The organism is Amycolatopsis sp. NPDC058340 (assembly GCF_042723975.1).
In the GTDB taxonomy this organism is placed as follows: domain Bacteria; phylum Actinomycetota; class Actinomycetes; order Mycobacteriales; family Pseudonocardiaceae; genus Amycolatopsis.
The window spans coordinates 167,575-187,388 of sequence record NZ_JBHXIB010000010.1 but is presented as its reverse complement, the minus strand read 5'-3'; the positions used below and the strand labels follow the sequence as shown (position 1 = coordinate 187,388).

At 68.0% G+C, this 19,814-nt stretch carries 14 protein-coding genes; 12 read left to right on the top strand and 2 right to left on the bottom strand.

Annotated elements, in window-relative coordinates; translation table 11 throughout:
- Positions 1-258 precede the first annotated feature (258 nt).
- From ACFWIW_RS15550 to ACFWIW_RS15535, 4 genes are all read left to right on the top strand, one after another.
- Entirely contained in the window at positions 259-843 is a 585-nt protein-coding gene (locus ACFWIW_RS15550) for a hypothetical protein (protein ID WP_378369051.1), read from the top strand.
- Positions 844-923: 80 nt separating this feature from the next.
- The gene (locus ACFWIW_RS15545) at positions 924-2,870 is read left to right on the top strand and encodes a flotillin family protein (protein WP_378369050.1); all 1,947 of its coding nucleotides are present in this window, start codon (positions 924-926) and stop codon (positions 2,868-2,870) included.
- On the top strand, positions 2,867-7,750 hold the full coding sequence (locus ACFWIW_RS15540) for a DNA repair ATPase (protein WP_378369049.1): 4,884 nt from the start codon (positions 2,867-2,869) through the stop codon (positions 7,748-7,750). Before ACFWIW_RS15545 ends, ACFWIW_RS15540 begins: the two co-directional genes overlap by 4 nt.
- Positions 7,751-7,997: 247 nt before the next feature.
- Positions 7,998-9,230 (top strand): DUF222 domain-containing protein, encoded by a 1,233-nt coding sequence (locus ACFWIW_RS15535; RefSeq protein WP_378369056.1) that lies wholly within the window; start codon positions 7,998-8,000, stop codon positions 9,228-9,230.
- Between the two features lie 216 nt (positions 9,231-9,446).
- Here ACFWIW_RS15535 and ACFWIW_RS15530 read toward each other — a convergent pair whose 3' ends face one another.
- Positions 9,447-10,367, bottom strand: a complete 921-nt coding sequence (locus ACFWIW_RS15530; RefSeq protein ID WP_378369048.1) for a helix-turn-helix domain-containing protein — start codon at positions 10,365-10,367, stop codon at positions 9,447-9,449.
- A gap of 182 nt (positions 10,368-10,549) precedes the next feature.
- On the opposite strand from ACFWIW_RS15530, the gene ACFWIW_RS15525 reads away from it, so the two are divergent.
- Positions 10,550-11,752, top strand: a complete 1,203-nt coding sequence (locus tag ACFWIW_RS15525) for a cytochrome P450 (RefSeq protein WP_378369047.1) — start codon at positions 10,550-10,552, stop codon at positions 11,750-11,752.
- Between the two features lie 5 nt (positions 11,753-11,757).
- Positions 11,758-11,937: a ferredoxin gene (locus ACFWIW_RS15520; protein WP_378369046.1), complete on the top strand. Its 180-nt coding sequence runs from the start codon at positions 11,758-11,760 to the stop codon at positions 11,935-11,937.
- A gap of 50 nt (positions 11,938-11,987) precedes the next feature.
- Here the strand turns inward: ACFWIW_RS15520 and ACFWIW_RS15515 are convergent, their stop codons facing one another.
- Complete coding sequence (locus ACFWIW_RS15515; RefSeq protein ID WP_378369045.1) at positions 11,988-12,539, bottom strand: snapalysin family zinc-dependent metalloprotease; 552 nt, start codon at positions 12,537-12,539, stop codon at positions 11,988-11,990.
- A 136-nt stretch (positions 12,540-12,675) separates the two neighbouring features.
- Between ACFWIW_RS15515 and ACFWIW_RS15510 the strand changes: the two genes are divergently transcribed.
- The 6 genes from ACFWIW_RS15510 (at position 12,676) to ACFWIW_RS15485 (ending at position 19,560) form a co-directional block, all read left to right on the top strand.
- Positions 12,676-15,297, top strand: coding sequence for a P-loop NTPase fold protein (locus ACFWIW_RS15510; RefSeq protein ID WP_378369044.1), 2,622 nt, complete (start codon positions 12,676-12,678; stop codon positions 15,295-15,297).
- A gap of 36 nt (positions 15,298-15,333) precedes the next feature.
- Positions 15,334-17,088 carry a substrate-binding domain-containing protein gene (locus ACFWIW_RS15505; RefSeq protein ID WP_378369043.1) on the top strand — a complete coding sequence of 585 codons (1,755 nt, stop codon included), beginning with the start codon at positions 15,334-15,336 and terminating at the stop codon, positions 17,086-17,088.
- 1 nt (position 17,089) lies between these two features.
- Positions 17,090-17,602 (top strand): hypothetical protein, encoded by a 513-nt coding sequence (locus ACFWIW_RS15500; protein WP_378369042.1) that lies wholly within the window; start codon positions 17,090-17,092, stop codon positions 17,600-17,602.
- A gap of 50 nt (positions 17,603-17,652) precedes the next feature.
- Positions 17,653-18,018, top strand: coding sequence for a hypothetical protein (locus ACFWIW_RS15495; RefSeq protein ID WP_016331763.1), 366 nt, complete (start codon positions 17,653-17,655; stop codon positions 18,016-18,018).
- Positions 18,019-18,047: 29 nt separating this feature from the next.
- Positions 18,048-18,749 (top strand): Crp/Fnr family transcriptional regulator, encoded by a 702-nt coding sequence (locus tag ACFWIW_RS15490; RefSeq protein WP_378369041.1) that lies wholly within the window; start codon positions 18,048-18,050, stop codon positions 18,747-18,749.
- Between the two features lie 121 nt (positions 18,750-18,870).
- The gene (locus ACFWIW_RS15485) at positions 18,871-19,560 is read left to right on the top strand and encodes a hypothetical protein (RefSeq protein ID WP_016331765.1); all 690 of its coding nucleotides are present in this window, start codon (positions 18,871-18,873) and stop codon (positions 19,558-19,560) included.
- Positions 19,561-19,814 lie beyond the last annotated feature (254 nt).

The window sequence follows — 19,814 nt, the reverse complement described above, 5'->3', positions numbered from 1 at the left end:
TCGCTGGGCTGGGGCCGCCCCCGGCCGGGCCTCGGGGGGGGGGGTGGTCCACCCCCCCTTACACCAAAAACTCAGCGCGGCCTGTGTGCCTCCCCCAACCCCCGGCCAGGCGGCGAGGGCACCCGGCCAGGCCGCATTCAGGGGTGGGGGCCCGCACGCTTCCGCACACCGTGACCCAGTCGTAGCCGAAAACGGCCCGCCGGCCCTCACGCGCTGGTTATAGTCCTGACCCGGGGTAATGGGGAGGGAACGACGGCGATGGGCGGGTTCGTCACCGCGGCTCTGGGGTTTCCGGCCGTGCTCTTCAGCTTCCTGCTGATCGTGGTGATCGGCTACTGGCTGCTGGCACTGTTCGGTGCCGTCGACGTCGACGACTTCGACGGCGGCGACGGGCTCCTGGCGGGCTTCGGCGGCGTCCCACTGTCCATTTCGCTCTCTTTGCTGATCGCATTCACCTGGTTCGCCAGCCTGGCAGGGACGGTTCTTCTCGATGACCTTGAGCTTTCGACACCATCGAGGTACGGGCTCGGGGCAGGCGTCCTCGCCGTCTCGCTCGTCCTCGGCACACTCGGGACGAGGGTGATCGTGGTGCCGCTTCGTCGCGTTTTCGGCCCCGCCAGGGAGCCGAGCAGACAGGATTTCGTCGGCCGCGCGGCCGTCATCCGCACCTCGTCGGTCACGCACGACTTCGGCCAGGCCGAAGTCGCCGCCGCCGACGGGTCGACGGCCATTGTGGACGTTCGCCAGGCGGGTGAAGGCAACCTGACGGCGGGCAGCCGCGTAGTTCTCTATGACTACGACTCCGAAGGCGAGTTCTTCTGGGTCGAGTCTTTGGACATCTGAAGCAGAAAAGGAACACTATGGGTGCCATCAGCGTGGGGGCCGGCGTTCTGATCGCCGTGATAGTTGTCATCCTCCTGGTCTTGCTCTTCACGATCACCAGGTTGTTCAAGAAGGTGCCGCAGGGTAAGGCACTGATCATCTCGAAGGTCCGCCGCGTCGACGTGACGTTCACCGGTGCGATCGTGCTGCCGGTGCTGCACAAGGCCGAGATCATGGACACCTCGGTCAAGGCCATGGAGATCACCCGGACCGGCCGTGAGGGCCTGATCTGCCGGGACAACATCCGCGCCGACATCCGGATCTCGTTCTTCGTGCGGGTCAACAAGACCGTCGAGGACGTGATCAAGGTCGCGCAGGCCATCGGCACCGAACGCGCCAGCGACGAGGCGACCCTGCAGGAGCTGTTCAACGCCAAGTTCTCCGAGGCGTTGAAAACCGTCGGCAAGCAGCTGGACTTCGTGGATCTCTACACCAAACGCCACGAATTCCGCGATCAGATCATCCGCGTCATCGGCACCGACCTCAACGGGTACAGCCTGGAGGACGCGGCCATCGACTACCTCGAGCAGACGCCGATGGCGCAGCTCGACTCCGCGAACATCCTCGACGCGCAGGGTATCCGCAAGATCACCGAGCTGACCGCGATCGAGCACGTGCGCACCAACGAGTTCCGCCGCAGCGAGGAAAAAGAGATCACCCGCCAGAACGTGGACGCCAAGGAGGCGATCCTCGAACTGGAGCGGCGGCAGGCCGACGCCGAGATCAAGCAGCGCCGCGAGGTCGAGACCATGCGCGCCCGCGAAGAGGCCGAGATCGCCAAGGTGCAGGCGGAGGAGCGGCTCAAATCGCAGGCCGCCGGACTGCGCACGGACGAGCAGCTGGGCATCCAGCACCAGAACCAGCAGCGTGAGATCGAGGTCGCGGGCAAGAACCGCGAACGCGTGATCGCCATCGAGACCGAGCGCATCGAGAAGGACCGGCTGCTCGAGGTCATCGGCCGCGAACGCGAGACCGAGCTGTCCCGGATCGCCAAGGACAAGGAGATCGAGACCGAGAAGCGGTCGATCGCCGAGGTGATCCGCGAGCGGATCGCGGTCGAGAAGACCGTGGCGGAGCAGGAAGAGAACATCAAGAAGCTCCGCGTCGTCGAAGAGGCGGAGCGCCAGCGCTCGGCGATCATCATCCGGGCCGAGGCGGAGGCACAGGAAAACCTCGTCAAGGACATCAAGGCCGCGGAAGCCGCCGAGGCCGCGTCGAAGCACAAGGCCCGCGAGGAGCTGACGCTGGCCGAGGCTCGCCAGCAGGCCGCTGAGCTGGACACCCGCGCCAAGATCCGTCTGGCCGAAGGTATCCAGGCCGAGGAGGCCGCCGCCGGGCTGGCCGCGGCGCAGGTCAAGGAACGCGACGCCGACGCGCTGGAGAAGGTCGGCCGCGCCGAGGCGATCGTCGAGCGCGAGAAGGCGATCGTGCTCGCCGACGGCATGCGCGACAAGCTCAAGGGCGAGGCGGAAGGTCTCACGGAGAAGGCCGCCGCGATGGCCGCGCTCGACACGGCGAGCCGCCAGCACGAGGAGTACCGCCTGCGCCTGGAGGCCGAGAAGGAGATCCGGCTCGCCGCGCTCAACGTGCAGCGCGAGGTCGCCGAGGCGCAGGCCACGGTACTGGGTATCGGGCTGGAGAAGGCCGACATCGACATCGTCGGCGGCGAGACGATGTTCTTCGAGAAGGTCATCGGCTCGATCGGTCTCGGCAAGAGCGTGGACGGCTTCGTCGAGCACTCGGACGTCGTCCAGACCCTCGGGAAGTCGTGGCTCGACGGTTCGGGCAGTTTCACCGACGACCTGACGAAACTCGTCGGCTCCGTGAGCACGGAGGACGTGAAGAACCTGACGCTGTCGGCCTTCCTGGCCAAGCAGCTGCAGGCGGGCGGTCCGGACAGCGGCAAGGTACAGGAGCTGCTGGCCATGGCGCAGCGGCTCGGCCTGGCTGACAAGTCCGTCGCCGCCCTCGCCCCCGCGAAGCAGTGACGACGACCGAACCGGCGGCGGGAACGGAGCAGCTGGACGCGGGCACCTACGAGGTGCTCCGCGCCCGGCTCGCCGCACAGGCCGCCGAACTGGCGAAACGCGCGGACGAGCTCAACACCGCGCGGCTCGGGGTCTTCGGCAGCGCGCAGCTCGCGCTGATCGGCACGGAGCGGATCCGCACCGCGAACAACTGCGTGCCGCGGGACGTCGTGTCGGTCGGCGGGCGGATGTTGTTCGGCTACAACGTCTTCATCGGTCTCAAACCCGAGACGACGGTCGACGACGTCTTCTCTCTGCACGGCTTCAGCCATGACGAAGAAGCCTTCCGTTTCGACGACGTTCCCGCGGAGGAGCTGCCGGAGCTGCTGCGCGACGAGCAGTTCGTCCGCGATTTCGCCGAGCTGTACCGGTACTACCGGCAGGCGAAGCTGCTGCAGCTGCGACGGGTCGAGGGCAAACTGCTCGCGGTGTTCCAGATCGGCCCGCGCACCGAGGACATCCGCGTGCTGCGCTGGGGGATCGCCGCCGACGGCAAGGTGTCCTATGTGGACAGCCGGGGCGAGCGCGACCACGTCTTCCCGCCGTCGCACGACTTCGAATGGATCGAGACCGGCCGCGAGCAGCACGTCCTCGGGCGGCATCCGCATATCTCGATCGAGGACGAGGTGTTCGTCGAGACCGTCGGGGGCAACCTGACGATCAAGGTCGAGAACAACACCGAGACCGGTGAAGGCGTCTACGCCGAACCGGTCGACGAGCCCTTGCAGAGCCTCGCCGACGCCGAGGTCTCCTACGCCAGGATCGGTCCGCTGATCCTGCTGCGGATCCTGCCGTACAAGGAGACCGGGTACCGGTACCTGGTGTTCAACACCCGCACCCGGAACGTGGTGCGCCTCGACGGGATCGGACAGGCGTGCCAGCGGCTGCCCGAAGACCACGGGATCATCTTCCCCGGCGGCTACTACCTCGACACGGGTGTCAGCAAGACGTTCGACACCACTGTGGACGGTCTCGAATTCGAGCGCGTGATCCGCTCGCCCAACGGGGAGGACGTGCTCTACGTCTTCCACGCGCGGGCCGACGGACGCTCGCTGCTCCTGCCGTACAACGTGATCCGCAAAGAGGTCTCGAATCCGATCCCGTGCCACGGGTACTCGCTCTTCGACGACGGCACGATGGTGCTGTTCCGCGCGCTGTCCGAGGAGCCGAGCCGCGTGCACCCGATGCAGGTGTGGCGGACGCCGTTCCAATCGGATACGTACGCCGCGTCGCAGCCGGCGGGAACCGGGCCGCTGGAGCGGATCGGCAACGCCGATCTGGTCCGCGGGATCTCCGACTGCCTCTCGATCGGCCGGATGGTCGAGGAGATGGCGCCGTCGGCGGCGGTGTTCGAAGCCTTGATCGCCGCGTGCGCGCGGGTTTTCGACCACTACCACTGGCTCGGCGAGGCCGAACTCGGCGATCTGCGGTCGCCGCTGTCGGACGTCCGGGTCACCGCGGAGCAGGTGCTCGACGAATTCGAGACGGTCACCTCGCTCACCGCGCAGGCGGCCGAAGCCGTCGAAGAGGCGGCCGCCGAGACCGCGTCGCTCGTGCGCAGGGTGCGTGGCGAGGCGCTGAACGCGGCCGACGCGTGGGTGCGCCGGCTCGCCGACATGCACCGCGCACGCGGACATCTCGTCACCGTGCGGGAGCTGCGGTACGCCGACACCGTGCGGGTCGACAAGCTGATCGCCGATCTCGACAAGGAGTTCGGCGAGGCCGCGCAGCGTGCCGTCCGGTTCCTGCAGGGCGAGGACGCGTTCACGAGCTATCACGCCGAGGTCGACGGCCTCATCGAGGCGGCGGGTGCGATCTCCACCGTCGCCGAAGCGGTCCCGGTCGCCGAGCAGCTGGACGAGCAGTCCGGCGGGCTCGAAGTCCTCACCGACGTCGTCGGCGGGCTGGAGATCGCGGACGCCGTGGTGCGGACGAAGATCCTCGAACGCGTCGGCGAGGTCATCGGCGCGGTCAACCGGGCCCGGGCCACCCTCGAAGGCCGGCGCAAGGAACTGCTGGAGACCGAGGGCCGGGCGGAGTTCGCGGCCGAGTTCGCGCTGCTCGCGCAGGCGATCACCGGCGGGCTCGCGGTCGCGGACACGCCGGACCGCTGCGACGAGCAACTCGGCAGATTGCTGCTGCAGCTGGAAAACCTCGAATCGCGGTTCGGGGAGTTCGACGATTTCCTGGCGTCGCTCGGCGAGAAGCGCACCGACGTCTACGAGGCGTTCTCCTCGCGCAAGCAGGCGCTGCTCGACGAACGGGCGCGGCGCGCGGACCGGCTGGTCGATTCGGCCGAGCGGATCCTCACGAGCGTGACCCGCAGGGTCGGCACGCTCGGCTCGGTCGACGAGATCAACACCTACTTCGCCTCCGACCCGATGGTCGCGAAGCTGCGCAGCGTCGTCGCCGAACTGCGCGAACTCGGCGACCAGGTGCGCGCCGAAGAGCTGGAAGGCCGGGTCAAGGCCGCACGTCAGGAAGCCGGGCGCGCACTGCGCGACAGGCTGGACCTCTACGGCGAGGGCGGCGAGACGATCCGCCTTGGCCGCAACACCTTCGCGGTCAACACACAGGACATCGACCTCACCCTGGTGCCGCACGAAGGCGGGATGAAGTTCGCCATCACCGGCACCGACTATCGCTCGCCGGTGCGGGATCCCTCGTTCGAGGAGACGCGGCCGTATTGGGACCAGCTGCTGGTCTCGGAGACGGCCGAGGTCTACCGCGCCGAGTATCTGGCGACGTCGATTCTGGCCGAACAGCCGGATCTGCAGGACGGCGCTCTGCTGGAGGTCGTCCGTCGTGTCGCGGGGGATCGTTACGACGAGGGTTACGCGCGCGGCGTGCACGACCACGACGCCGCCGCGATCTTGACCGTGCTGTTGCGCCTGCGTTCCGCCGCCGGGCTGCTGCGGTATCCGCCTTCCTCAAGGGCCGCCGCCCAGCTGTTCTGGGCATTCGGTGCCGAAGAAGCGGCGAAGTCCGCCTGGACCACGCGTGCCACGTCGCTCGCGCGGGTGCGGGAGGCGTTCGGGCATACGACGGCGATCGACGCGCTGGCACGGGAACTCACCGAGGCGATGGCCGCCTTCGCGACGTCCTCCGGGTTGACGCTGGATCTCGAACTCGCCGGCGAATATCTGTTCGAGGAACTGGCCGACGCGTCGCCGGGGTTCGTCACCAGCGGTGGCGCGCGGTCGCTGCTCGACAAGTTCCGTCTGGACCGCCGGAGTTTCGCCGAGGATCTGCGTGCGCTCGAAGACCTCGCGGATCGTCACCAGCTGGCCGAAGCCTGGCTACGGTCCTTTGTGGACTCCGCTGGGCTGCCGGACGACGAGCTGGCGGAGGCCGTCGCGATCGAACTGGCCGACCTGCCACGGTATGACTCCTCGGCGGAGCTTTCGGCCACTGTGGACGGTCTGCTCGGCTCGCATCCGCGGATCGTCAACCGGTCGCTGACCCTGCGGCTCGACGAGACGCTGGCCAGGACACGCCGGTTCCGGCGCGACCGCGTCCCCGGTTTCCGGGCGTATCAACGGTTGCGCAACGACCTGGTGGCGGCCGAACGGGACAGGCTGCGGCTGTCGGAGTACAAGCCGAAGGTGATGAGCGCCTTCGTGCGCAACAGGCTGCTCGACGAGGTCTATCTGCCGCTGATCGGCGACAACCTCGCGAAACAGCTCGGCGCCACGGGTGACGCGCGGCGCACCGACCAATCCGGTCTGCTGCTGCTCATCTCGCCGCCCGGCTACGGCAAGACGACGCTCATGGAGTACGTCGCGAGCCGTCTCGGTTTGGTGTTCGTGAAGGTGAACGGACCCGCGCTCGGGCACGAGGTCACGTCGGTGGATCCGGCGGACGCGCCCAACGCGACGGCGCGGCAAGAGGTCGAGAAGATCTCGTTCGCGCTGGAGCAGGGCAACAACGTGTTGTTGTACCTGGACGACATCCAGCACACGTCGCCGGAATTGCTGCAGAAGTTCATCTCGCTGTGCGACGCGCAGCGGCGGATGGAAGGCGTGTGGGAAGGCCGGACGCGGACGTATGACCTGCGGGGCAAGCGGTTCGCCGTCTGCATGGCGGGCAACCCGTACACCGAACAGGGCAAACGTTTCCGGATCCCGGACATGCTCGCCAACCGTGCCGACGTGTGGAACCTCGGCGATGTCCTGTCGGGCAAGGAAGAACTGTTCGCGCTGAGCTACATCGAAAACTCGCTCACCGCCAACACCGTGCTCGCTCCGCTGGTCTCCCGCGAACGGTCCGATGTGGACGTTCTGGTGCGGCTGGCCCGCGGCGACGGTTCGGCGCGGGCGGATCAGCTGAAACACGCGTACTCGGCGACCGAACTGGAGCAGATCCTCGCCGTGCTGCGAAAGCTGATCAAGGTGCAACGGGTCGTCCTGACGAACAACCAGGCGTACATCGCTTCCGCGGCGCAGGCGGACGCTTCCCGGGTCGAGCCGCCGTTCCAGCTGCAAGGCTCGTACCGCAACATGAACAAGCTCGCCGGCCGGATCGTACCCGCGATGAACGACGCCGAGCTGGAAGCGCTGATCGACGACCACTACGCCGGCGAAGCGCAGACCCTGACCTCGGGCGCCGAAGCCAACCTGCTCAAACTGGCCGAACTACGCGGACGGCTGAGCGCCTCGCAGGCGCAACGGTGGGCGGACGTGAAGGCGGCTTACCTGCGTGCGCAAGCGCTGGGCGGGGACGACGAGGACCCGATGAGCCGAGCTGTCGGCGCTGTGGGCTTGCTAGCGGACCGGGTCGGTGCGGTGGAGGCCGCCATTGAGCGGGCTTCGGAACGGATGGTCGTGCGGGACGTGATGTAGGGCTTTCCCGGTGGGCGGGTTCGTCCGCCGGGAAAGCCTTTCGGCGGCGCTGCATGGTGGCTGAAGCCGGCGTGTCCTCGTTGCCGAGATTCGGCGATGCCACACTGCGGCACGCAGCATCGTCGCAGGAAGTCGGCGATTGACGATTTACCATTGCCGAAAATCGGCAATTCGTCCCCCGGCCGTAAGACCGGAAACTGTCGGTGGCCGGTCTTATGGTCGTGGGGTGGACACACATTCCGCGCCTGTGGCGCTACTGGAAAGAATCACCGACCCCGAGGTGCTCGAAGCGCTGAACGCTTCGGTCACTTCATTGGACGACAAGGATTCCGTCGCTGTCGCGCAAGCTGCGACGGCGGGGATCGCGCGGCTGGAAGCGGTCCGCTTCCGGGCGCTGGCCCAGCTGAACCGGCATCGCGACGGGGCGCGGAGTGTCACACAGGAAGTCGCCTTAGATCTGTCCCTTGTGGACAATCATGCCGGTGCGATGGTCGCCGGGGCCGACGCGTTGACCACCCGCCTGCCCCGCACCCTGTCCCTGATGGACCAAGGAGAAGTGAGCGGTTTCGGCGCGATGAAGGTCGCCGCGGCCACCGCGTGGCTGTCGGACGAGGACGCCCGCACCGTCGATGCGCTCCTTGAGGAGCGGTTACCGGGCAGGAACCCTGATCAGATCCGGAAAGCGGCGAACCACGCGGCGACCACCGTCGACCGCGAGGGCGCCGAAGCGCGGGCCGAACGGCATCGTGAAGGCCGTCGCCTGACCTTGCGGCAGGGTGAAACGGGAGTGGCGTCGATCGAGGTCGAAGACGGTCCGGTCGAGAAAGTCACCGCCGCGTACCGGCGCATCGACAGGGAAGCACGGGCGCTCAAGACCGGCGAGGAGGCCCGCACGCTGGAGCAGCTGCGCGCCGACGTCGCGCTCGACCTCCTGCTCGGGGGCCAAGGCGGCACCGGTGAACGCACTGAAGTGTTCCTGTACATGGATCTGTTCACGTACCTGGGTCTCAACGACGACCCCGCCGAACTGGCCGGACACGGCACCATCCCCGCAGCACTGGCCCGGCACATCGCCTCCGGTCCGAACACCGTGCTGCGCCGCATCATCACCGACTCGCTCTCCGGCCAGGTCCTCGACCTCGGGCGGGATCGATACCGGCCCACCGCCGGATTGGACGAGTTCGTCCGCGTCCGGGACCGCGAATGCCGAAGACCCGGCTGCCACCGTCCCGCGCAAGCCTGCGACATCGATCATTCGGTGCCCTGGCAACACGGCGGACACACCAACGCCGACGAACTCGTCGACCTCTGCCGACGAGACCACCGCCTCAAAGACGAACCCGGCTGGATCCACCACCTCGCCGCCGACGGCACCCTCACCATCACCACCCCGACCGGTCGCCGCTACGACAGCTCACCCCCGCCGCTGCACATGCCCCGCCCAAGGACGCCGCTCGCCGACGAACCGCCACCGTTCTGAGCACCGTTGCCGGAAAGCGGCGACGGACGGGCTGCATGCGGCGGGTTCTTCATGGGCCGCCGCTGACAAATCGGCTAGTCGACCGTGCCGTTGGTGAGCGGTGATGGATGGCGTGTGCGCTGAGGACCGCATGGCCTTTCGGGAGCTATTGCCGCCAAAGTCGCCGTTCGACGCGTCGCCGGAAAACGGCAACAGGCCGCGACCATCCGACCCAGCTCAAGACCCCAAAGCCGCCAACTGCCCAGCCGTAAGCCGTTCCACCGAAGGAACCGCCCGATACTCCCCACCGCAGGAAACCACCCGCACCGGGCCCGCGATATGCGGATGTTCCTCCGCCACACGTAAAGCGGTCGCGACCCGATCGGAGGGCCAGCCCAGCGCGTCCGCGAGAGCCGGAACGGGCAGGGCGCGCCCGGAATGCAGAAGCGCGGCGAGCACGGTCAAGGCGTCGCCGGCGAACACAGCGACCCGGTCGTCGAGCATGATCTCGTTGATACGCGCGTGAAACCTCGAGAGGTCGTCCATGCGGGCACCCGCGGGGGTCGAAGTGCCGAGGACTTCGGCGCCACGGCGCGAGATCCGCACCCATTCCCGGTTCGACCGCACGCTTTCGGCCCACACCCGTTGCGGCATCTCCTCGTCGATGACGTAGCGTTCCCGCCGCCCGTCCCGTTCCCGCCTGAGCATCGCCTGTGCTTCCAGGTAGGCGACGGCGTTCGAGATCGAGGCCGGGCTGACCTGAAGCCGTCGGGCGAGTTCGGCGGCGCTGAGCACGCCGTCGTCGGTGACCGACAGGCAGGCGAGGAGCCGTGCGGTCATGCGGGGGAGTCCGGTCGCCACGATCATTTCGGCGAACTCGGTTTCGAAGGCGCGTACGGCTTCGGGGTCGCGGCCGTAGCCGTTTTCGACGACGGGTGCGATGCGCGGCCGGGGTTTGCGGCGTCGCGCGCGTTCTCCGGTCACGCGGTTGGCTTCTTCGGCGCGATAGCCGGACTGGCCGCTGTTGCGCGCCACCTCGCGGCTGATCGTCGACGTCGGACGCCCGAGCCGCCGTGCGATCTCGGCGTAACCGAGGCCGTCCTTGAGCCAGGTCGCGATCAGGCGACGGTCCTCCTGGGTCAGTCTGCCGCCCGGCATGGGCACCTCCTATGCGTTCACCCGCAGCTCATTGCAACAAGTCGTTGCATTCACCGACAGGATCGTTGCAACGATTTCCGGAAATCTACCAGCGACAACGGCAAATGAGCCAGTACGTAGCTTTGAGGGGAATTTAAATGCAACGTAGCCTTTGAGTATCACTGAAACTGGGAGGAACAGAAATGACCACCTCGGTCCCACATCTCACCGAGCTGCCCCTCGAGCGGCCGAAGGGGTGCCCGTTCGATCCGCCCGCCGAGCTCGGCACACTGCGCGACGAGCATCCGCTGGCCCGGCTGACGTTCCCTAACGGTCATGAAGGCTGGCTCGCGACGGGGCACGCGATCGTCCGGGCCGTTCTCGCGGATCCGCGATTCAGCTCCCGGCAGGAGCTGATGCAGACCCCGCTGCCGGGCGCGGCCGCGATGATGGAGATGCCGCCCGCGGCACCGGGCCTGTTCATCAAAATGGACGATCCCGAGCACGGCCGCTACCGCAAACTGCTCACCGGCAAGTTCACCGTCCGCCGGATGCGGCTGCTCTCCGAGCGGATCGAGCAGGTGACCACCGAGCACCTCGACGCGATGGAGCGGCAGGGAACGACGGCCGATCTGGTGACGGCCTTCGCGCAGCCCATTCCGGCGCTGATGATCTGCGAGCTGCTCGGCGTCCCTTACGAAGACCACGAGTTCTTCCGTCGCAACGTCATGCCGCTGAACCGGCCGGACGCCTCGGCCGAGGAGCAGGGAGCCGCCATCAACACGCTGGGGGAGTACCTCTACAAACTCATCCTGGCGAAACGCGCGGACCCGACCGACGACATCCTCGGCGAACTGACGACCACCGAACTCACCGACGAGGAACTGACCAGCATCGCGTTCCTCCTGCTGGGCGCGGGCCTGGACACCACGGCCAACATGCTCGCGCTGGGTACTTTCGCGCTGCTGCAGAACCCGGACCAGCTCGCGGCCCTGCGCGAGGACCCGGAACTCGTCGAAGGCGCGATCGAGGAACTGTTGCGCTATCTGACCATCACGCACACCGGGGTGCGCACCGCGCTGGAAGACGTCGAGATCGGCGGGCAGCTCGTCAAAGCCGGGGAAGCGGTCGCACTGTCGGCCCAGGCCGCCAACCGCGATCCGCTGAAGTTCCCGGAGCCGGACCGGCTCGACGTCCGCCGGAACGCCGCCGGGCACGGGGCCTTCGGGCACGGGGTGCACCAGTGTCTCGGCCAGCAGCTCGCGCGCGTGCAGATGAAGGTCGCCTTCAGCGGCCTTCTCGCCCGGTTCCCGAAGCTGCGCCTGGCCGTTCGGGCCGACGAGATCCCGATGCGGACGGACTCCGACATCTACGGGGTGTACGCGCTCCCGGTGGCCTGGGGCTGACCGCGATGAGGCTCGAAGTGGACCGGGAACGCTGTGTGGGCGCCGGAATGTGCGTCTTGACCGCGCCAGAGGTGTTCGAACAGGACGAGGAGGACGGCCGGGTCCGGTTGCTGGACCCGGAACCGGCCGGGATCGGTGACGCCGTGCAGTCGTGCCCGGCGGCGGCGATCACGGCGAACGGCTAGGGGGACATCGGGGCCAGGGGGTGCCGGGCGGGCACCCCCTGGCGCGGGGGTCAGCCGATGTCCGCGAGGACCTTGCCCGCGTCGGCGCTCTGCACGGCGGTGCCGGCGTAGAGCTGCTGGACCCTGGCCTTCTCCTGCGCGTTGGGGTTCACGTTGGTGCAGCTGACGCCACCGGTCGAGCCGGACATCAGCGACGAGCACGGGCCGGGCTTCACGTCGGGCAGGCCGAGGCTGTGCCCGAGTTCGTGGGAAGCGATGCGGGGCGTGTGATAGCCCTGCTGGACGGCCTGCCTGCCCATCCACACGGTGACCGTGCCGCCGGGGCGGACCGGGCCGAGCGTCGCGCGCGGCCAGCCGTTGTCGGCGATGACCCTGATGTTGACCCGCTGGCCCGGCGTCGCCTTGACGATGCGGACGTTGGTGACGTTGGTGTTCCAGACGTTGACGCCGGCGGCCACCGCGTCCTTGAACTCCGCGGCCTGGCTGTCGTCGTAGGTCAGGGTGGTCGCCATGATCTCGGCGGCGCCGGCGGAGGGTGCCGAAAGCACCGAGACGGAGAGCGCGGCGCCGGTGAGCACCGCGGCGAAGGTACGTCGAAGCACGTTGAACTCCTCGCGTTAAGGCGTGCTGGAATTTCGGAGCAGTGTCGACACTGAACCTGTCGCGGCGCTCGGGGTACCCGCCGATAGTCGCCTGTCGTTAACCATGATCTTGACGCGACCGGAAGACTGTGCCGTTATGACGACGGCGCGTTTCACCGGACACGAAGAACCGATCCTCGCGGTCGCGGTGAAGGGAAACCGGCTGGTCACCGGGGGCGCGGACCGGACGGTCCGGGTCTGGGACCTGGAGACCGGAGCGCAGAAATTCGCGCTGAGCGGCCATGATCGGCCGGTGCTGGCGGTGGGTATCTCGGGTCAGCACGTGGTCGGTTGCGATGGGGCGACCGTGCGGAGCTGGCGGATCGCCGGCACCGAGGCCTATCCCGTGAAGGTCCAGACCACCAAACGGACCGTGGCGGTCGCGGTGGCGAGGGACTTCGTCGTGTCCGGCGCGGGGAGCACCGTCGAGGTGCGGCGGCTGGACGGCACGACGGTACGCGGCCTGCGCACCGGCGGCCCGGAGGTCGAATCGGTCGCGGTGACCCCGGACGGCCGGTTCGTCGTCGCCGGGGACGACGCCGGTGGCGTGCGGTTGTGGAACAAGGAAGTCGTTTCCCACTACCGGTTCGGCGGGGTGGGCGCGATCCACGTGATCGCGATCTCGCCCGACGGCGAGCAGGTGCTGTCCGCCGACGGCGACACGGTCCGGTTGTGGGGACGCAAGGGCGATCCCGCCCTCGTCTTCCCCGCGCACACCGGGGTGGTGCGGGCGCTGGCCTTCGGCGCCGACGGCAAACTGGTGCTCTCCGGCGGTTCCGACGGCGAGGTCCGGGTCCGCGAGATCGAAGACCCGCGGGAGTACACGCTCCTCAAGGGACATCAGGGGAACGTCCGGGCGATCGCCTGCACCGCCGGCGACGAGAAGATCGTCACGGTCGGGGACGACCGCACGATCCGGGTGTGGGACCGCTTCGGCAAGCAGATCGACGGCACCGGTTTCGTCGAGCCCGAACCGGGCCGGGCGCGGCCGAGGATCACGCCCGACGTCGAAAGCCCGGTCGACCTGATCGGTTTCCACGACGACGTGCGCACCCTCGCCGCGGTCATCGCCGACCGCGAGACCAGCCCGCCGCTGTGCATCGCGCTGCTGGGGCCATGGGGTTCCGGCAAATCGAGTTTCGTCCGGCAGGTGACGGACCGGGTGGCCGAACTGGCCAGCCGGTCCCGCGGCGACGCCGCCACCAGCGTGTTCGCCGGTGAGATCCGGCAGATCCGGTTCAACGCCTGGCAGTACCACGACGACCATCTGTGGGTCGGGCTGGTGGACCATCTGTTCCGCAATCTCGGCGCGCCCGAGGCGCACGCGGACGCCGGTGAGGTCCACGCCGAACGCGAAGAGCTGCGGACCAGGCTCGCGGGGCTGAAGGCCGTCAAGGCGGACTCTCCGCTCACTTGGCGCTGGCGGCTCCTGGTATCCGGGGTGGACCGGGCCGAACGACGGCGGCGACGGCTCGCGGTGGCGGGCTACGCGGTGGCCGGAGTGCTCGGCATCGCCGCGGCGATCACCGGCTGGGCCTTGTGGCACAACGCGATCCTCGCCGCCGCGGGTGCCGTGGTCGCGCTCGGCGCCGTGCTGACCCCGGCGCTCACCACCGCCAGGGCCGCCCTCGCGCCGGTGAAGTCCACATTGGACAAACTGCGGCACGACGTCGACAAACGCGAGGAACGGTTCGAGACCGAGGTGCGGGAGACCGAGGAACGGCTCCGGCGCTTGGACGCGGCCGGCAGGCTCGGCGATCTGATCGAGGAGGCGAAGTCCGGAAGATACGGGGACTACCAAGGGGTTTTCGCCCGGGTCCGCGAGGATCTCGCGGGCCTGAGCGCCGATCTGGCCGACGCGCGGGAGCAATGGCTGCTGGCGGGCGGAAAGGGCAGGCCGCCACTGGAACGGATCGTGCTCTACATTGACGATCTCGACCGCTGCCCGCCGTCGAAGGTGATCGAAGTGCTGGCCGCGGTGCACCTGTTGCTGGCGCTGCCCGCGTTCGTCGTGGTGGTGGCCGTCGACCCGCGGTGGCTGCGGCGATGCCTCGACCAGCAGCACGAAGAACTGTTCGGCGCGGGGGAGGAACGCCGGACGGAGTACCTCGACAAGATCTTCCAGATCGTGTTCGCCCTGCGGCCCATGGGAAGCGCGGCGGACGAGCTGATCGACGCCCTGATGCCGATCGGCGAAGGGGAATCGCGGCCGCCCGCGCACGAAGAATGGCCGGAGGACGAGAGCGCCCGCGAACGCGGTGAACCGGTGGAGGTCGTCGTCCAGGACACCGCCCCGCCGACGTTCTACAACATGCGGCCGGATCGGTTGCGGCTCACCGAGGTCGAACGCGATTTCGTCCACGTGCTGCGGAAAAAGCTGAACACGCCGCGCGAGATCCGGAAACTGGTCAACCTCTACCGGCTCGTGCGGATCGGAATCCCGGACGCGGAACTGGAGGCGTTCGTCGGCGGCCCCTATCGCGCGGTGCTCGTCCTGCTGGCCCTGCTGGTCGCCGATCCGGACGCCGCGCGTGCCACGTTCATCGCGCTTTCCGCCGGGGAATCGTCGCGCGACGCCTTTCCACCTGAATGGCGGCTAGACGCCGAATCCTTCGATGATCTACAGGTTTACCGGAATTGGGTGGGCACTCTCGCCCGCTTCAGTTTCGAAACCTACGATCTGGTGACCGAGGAGACGGAACCGGGATCCACGTTGTAGCTACACTTGCCCGCTACGACGGCTAGGGGGCGGCGCATGCGGAGATCAGGCTGGCTTTCGCTCGTCTTCGGCGCGCTCGTCGGGACACTCGTGATCGTCCTGCTCGCGACCGCGGTCACCCCGCCCTCGAACGCGGCCAGGACCGATTGCGTCCGGCTGGTCACCAGTTCCTCCACGGAGAAGGGCGATCTGATCGCCGAGCTGGCCGGGCGGTACAACAACACCGGCCGGACGTTCGACGGCGGCCGGTGCGCGAAGATCGAGGCGTACAAGAAGACCTCGGGCGCCACGCTCGACCTCATCGCCGACGGCTGGAACGACATCGACCAGCACCAGCCCGAGCCACAGGTCTGGCTGCCCAGTTCGTCGCTCTGGCTCGATCTGCTGCGGCAGCGGGGGAAGGGCGAGCGGATCAAGTCCGGGCCGAAGACCTCGCTCGCGACCAGCCCGATGGTGATCGCGATGCCGGAACCGATGGCCAAGGCGATGGGCTGGCCGGGAAAGAGCCTCGGCTGGAGCGACGTCCTGGAGGTGAACCGGGACGGCGGCTGGGCCTCGAAAGGCGCGGAGTACGCGAAGTGGGGCAACTTCACGCTCGGCAAGGACAATCCGCGGCGCTCGACGTCCGGGCTCGCGGCGACCATCGCGACCTACTTCGCCGCGACGGGCGGCGACTACGGCAAGATCGGCACCGCGGAGGCCGTGCAGTTCGTCCGCGGGATCGAGGCGTCGGTCGCCTACTACAGCGACGATTCGGTGGCCTTCCTGAAGACGCTGTACGAAGAGGACCGCAAGAAGCCCACGCCCTACATCAGCGCGATGGCGATGCAGGAGCAGATGGTCTACCTCTACAACCGCGGCGTGCCGACCGGGGATCCGGCGCAGCTGAACGCGAACCCCGTCGCGCCGCTGCGCCCGCTGGTCGCCGTGCATCCCAAGGAAGGGACGATGCTGATCGACCATCCCTTCCTGGTCACCGCGAGCGCGTCGCCGGAGCAGCAGGCCGCGGCCAAGGACTTCTACGACTTCCTCCTGGAAGACGGCCAGCAGAACCGGTTCCGCGATCTCGGGTTCCGCGACCCCGGCGGCAACGCCGGCCCGGATCTGGCCGGGATCGTGGGCACCCAGGGGACCCAGGAGCCGCCGAAGATCGGCGTCCCCACCGGCGAGCAGATCCAGAAGATGCTGGACGGCTGGGAGTACACGCAGCGGCGAGGCCGGATCCTGCTGGTACTGGACCTGTCCGGTTCGATGAACGAGCCGTTCGACAAGAACCGCAAGGACAAGCCGTACTCCGAGAGCCGGATCGCCCTGCTCAAACCCGCGATCCGGAAACAGCTCGAGTACCTGCATCCCGAAGACGAGGTCGGGCTGTGGACGTTCTCGGACGGGTATGCGGAGAAGATGCCGATCGGCAAGGTCAAGAACGTCCGCGGCCCGATGCTCCAGCTGGTCGAGAACCTGACCCCGAAAGGGGATACGGCGCTGTACCAGACGGTGATGGCGGCCAATGACAAGATGCGGCGCGAGTTCGATCCGAATCTCATCAACGCCGTCGTCTTCCTGACCGACGGCGAGAACACCGAAGCCGGGACGAGGGAGCAGGTGCTGCAGAACGTCGACGCCGAGCGGCTGGACAACTCCGTCCGCATCTTCACCATGGCCTACGGCGCGCAGGCCGACAGCCGGGTCCTCGACGAGATCGCGCAGAAGTCCAAGGCCCGCAGCTATCAGGCCGTCGACCCGCACGGCATCGACAAGATGTTCGTCAACGTCTTCAGCAACTTCTGACATGGCCGACCACGACAACCGGCCGTTCCACGTCGTCGCGGTGGTGCTCGCCCTGATCGCCGGGATGATCGGCCGCGCGGTGACCTATCCGCATCCGCAGGCCTGGCTCTTCGCCGCGGTCGCCGCGCTGGCCGTGCTTGTCCCGGCCGAAACCGCGTTCTTCGTGCTGAACGGCAGGCGGCCCAGGCCGGCGCGGGAGACCAGGCGTGCGCCGCAACCCGCCGGCTACGACCACTTCAGCCTGCTCGGCCGGGCACTGACGGCCATCGAAAGGGTGCGGCCGGGCGAGACCGAGCTTTCCGGAGCCTTCCGCCGGGCGGTGGCCCGACTCGAAGAACACAAGAACCGGAACACCGCCGAAGTCGTCGAACTGCGGGTGACGGTGAAGCAGACCACCGAGAAGCTGGAACGACACGCGGGCGACGAGAACCCCGATCCGGTGATGCTCGTCGAACGGATGGGGCTGTACCGGGAAACGCTCGAAGAGGCCCTCCGGGCGGTCGAACCGGGGTGAGTGTTCGGTGCCGAACAGACTACGGCCGTGCGTCATGCTGATCTGACAGCATGCCGTTGATCGGGCGCCGGGTTGTCGAGGGCGTGGAACATGTGGTCGTGCCGGTGGAGCACCGGTTCAGCCTGGAGGAGGCCGTGCTGGCGGTGATGGCCGCCAAAAGCACCGTGCGGCCCGCTCCGGGGATCAAGGTCGCTCCGCTGAAGGTTTCGGAGGTACGGTCAGCGCTGCTTTATGCGGCGAAACACGCCGATAGGCGACACCAGATCGTGGACAGCTATTTCGTCGAGGCCGAAGACGGACCGTTGCACCGGTTGGCCGAGTGGATCAGATCGGAACTGGTCCGGCTGGGCATCTTCACCACCCACGACGGTTCCGCCGCCGGATCGGGTGGCCGGCTCGGTTACTCTCCGCGATAGGTGTTCACGACTGCCTGGGAGGGTGTTTCGTGGGTTTGGGCCAGGAGGCCGCCGAAGAGAGAGAACGTCCGTTCCTGGAGCGGCTGGACGAATCCGTCCGCGCCCGGTTGCTGGAGATGGGGACCCCGCAGACCTACGAGGGCAGACAGGCGCTGATGCGGGCGGGCGAGCCCGGCGACTTCGTCATGTTGCTGCGGTACGGCTACGTGAAGGTGACCAGCGCCGACCGGATGGGCGCGACGGTCATCCTCGACGTCGGGGTGCCCGGCGATCTGCACGGCGAGATCGCGGTGATCGCGGGCGGGATCCGGATGGCCGACGTGGTCGCCATCGAGGAGGTGCACGTCCGGCGCATCGCGGCGAGCGAGTTCAACCGGTTCCTGCTGGATCATCCGGCGGCGATGCGCGAGGTGCTCGTCAGCGTCGCCCGCCGGTTCGTGCTCGCCCAGCGGCAGCGGACCCAATCGTGGAAACCGCAGGCGGTGGCGCGGGTCGCGACCCGGCTGGACTACCTCGTCGACGTCTGTGGCATCCGGACACCCGCCGGCTGGCGGATCGGGATCCCGTTGAGCCAGGACGAACTGGCGCAGTTCATCCCGATGGGCCGGACCATGGTCGCGCAGGCGTTGGACAAGCTGCGGAAGGCGGGAGTTGTGGCCAGTTCGCGCCGTGCGATCACCGTCATCGACCGCGAGGCATTGCGGGTGATCACGGAAAAAGGTGTGACTTAGCTCACTGGCGTTGACCATCGCGAGGTCATGTTTTGTTCGGTTCCGAACAGAACTTCCGGTGAGGAGTGGGAACACTGCTTCCTGCCGCCAGTTTTCACCGATCAGGGGAGGGGTCGCAGAGATGCAGGTGCTGACCTCAGGCCATTACAACGCGCACACCCACGCCGTGCTTTCCGTCGACATCGTCGGTTCGTCCAAGGCCAGCGACGATCTGCTGGACCCGATGAAGACCGAGATGGAAACGCTGGTGTCCCGCTCGTTCAACGCGGTCGGGCTCGCCCCGGGGGAAGCGCGTCACTTCCGGGAGACCGGGGACGGGCTGATGGTCGCGTATCCGGACCACGCCGTCGGGCAGCTCTGCGAGGTCGCGTTCCACCTGGACCATCTGCTCCGGACCCGCAACCGCTACGCCAGGGTCCCGATGCGGGCGCGGGTGGCGGTCCACATGGGACCGATGGCGGACAACCACCGCTACCACCGCACGTACATCACGCTGACCCGGCTGCTGTGCGCCTCGACCTTCAACGACGCCGTGGGCTACTGGTGCCGTTCGGATCCGACGGGTGACAAGTTCGGTGCCGGGATGATCGTCTCGCAATCCGTGTGGCGCAACGTGGTCGAGCCGTTCGGGGTCGCGCTGGTCCCGCCCGCCCGCTGCGCCCGGATCAGCGTCACGACCCCGGACTTCGCCGACAGCGCGTGGATCCACTTGCCCGGTTTGGACGCGGAAGCGGTCCTCGCCGAACTGAACCCCGCCGTCGCGGTGCCGCTCGTGTTCGACCGGGTGAGCCGGCTGTCCACGACGGCCTGACCCAGACCGGGCGGTCCGGTTTCCAGGGAGGGAAAACCGTATCGCTCGCCGGTTCCCGGCCCGGTACCCCTACGCCGGGCCGGGAACCGGACCCCCGGCGCGGGGGGTGGGGGCGCGGGTCATCCCCGCCGCGCCCTCTCGCAGAGACCTCGTGAGTGGCGAGGGCCGGGAGTTACCAGCACCCCCCCCAACAACACGGCACCCACCCGCGGCCCGGACACCCCCCCCCCCCCGGGGCCGCAGGGGCGCCGGGA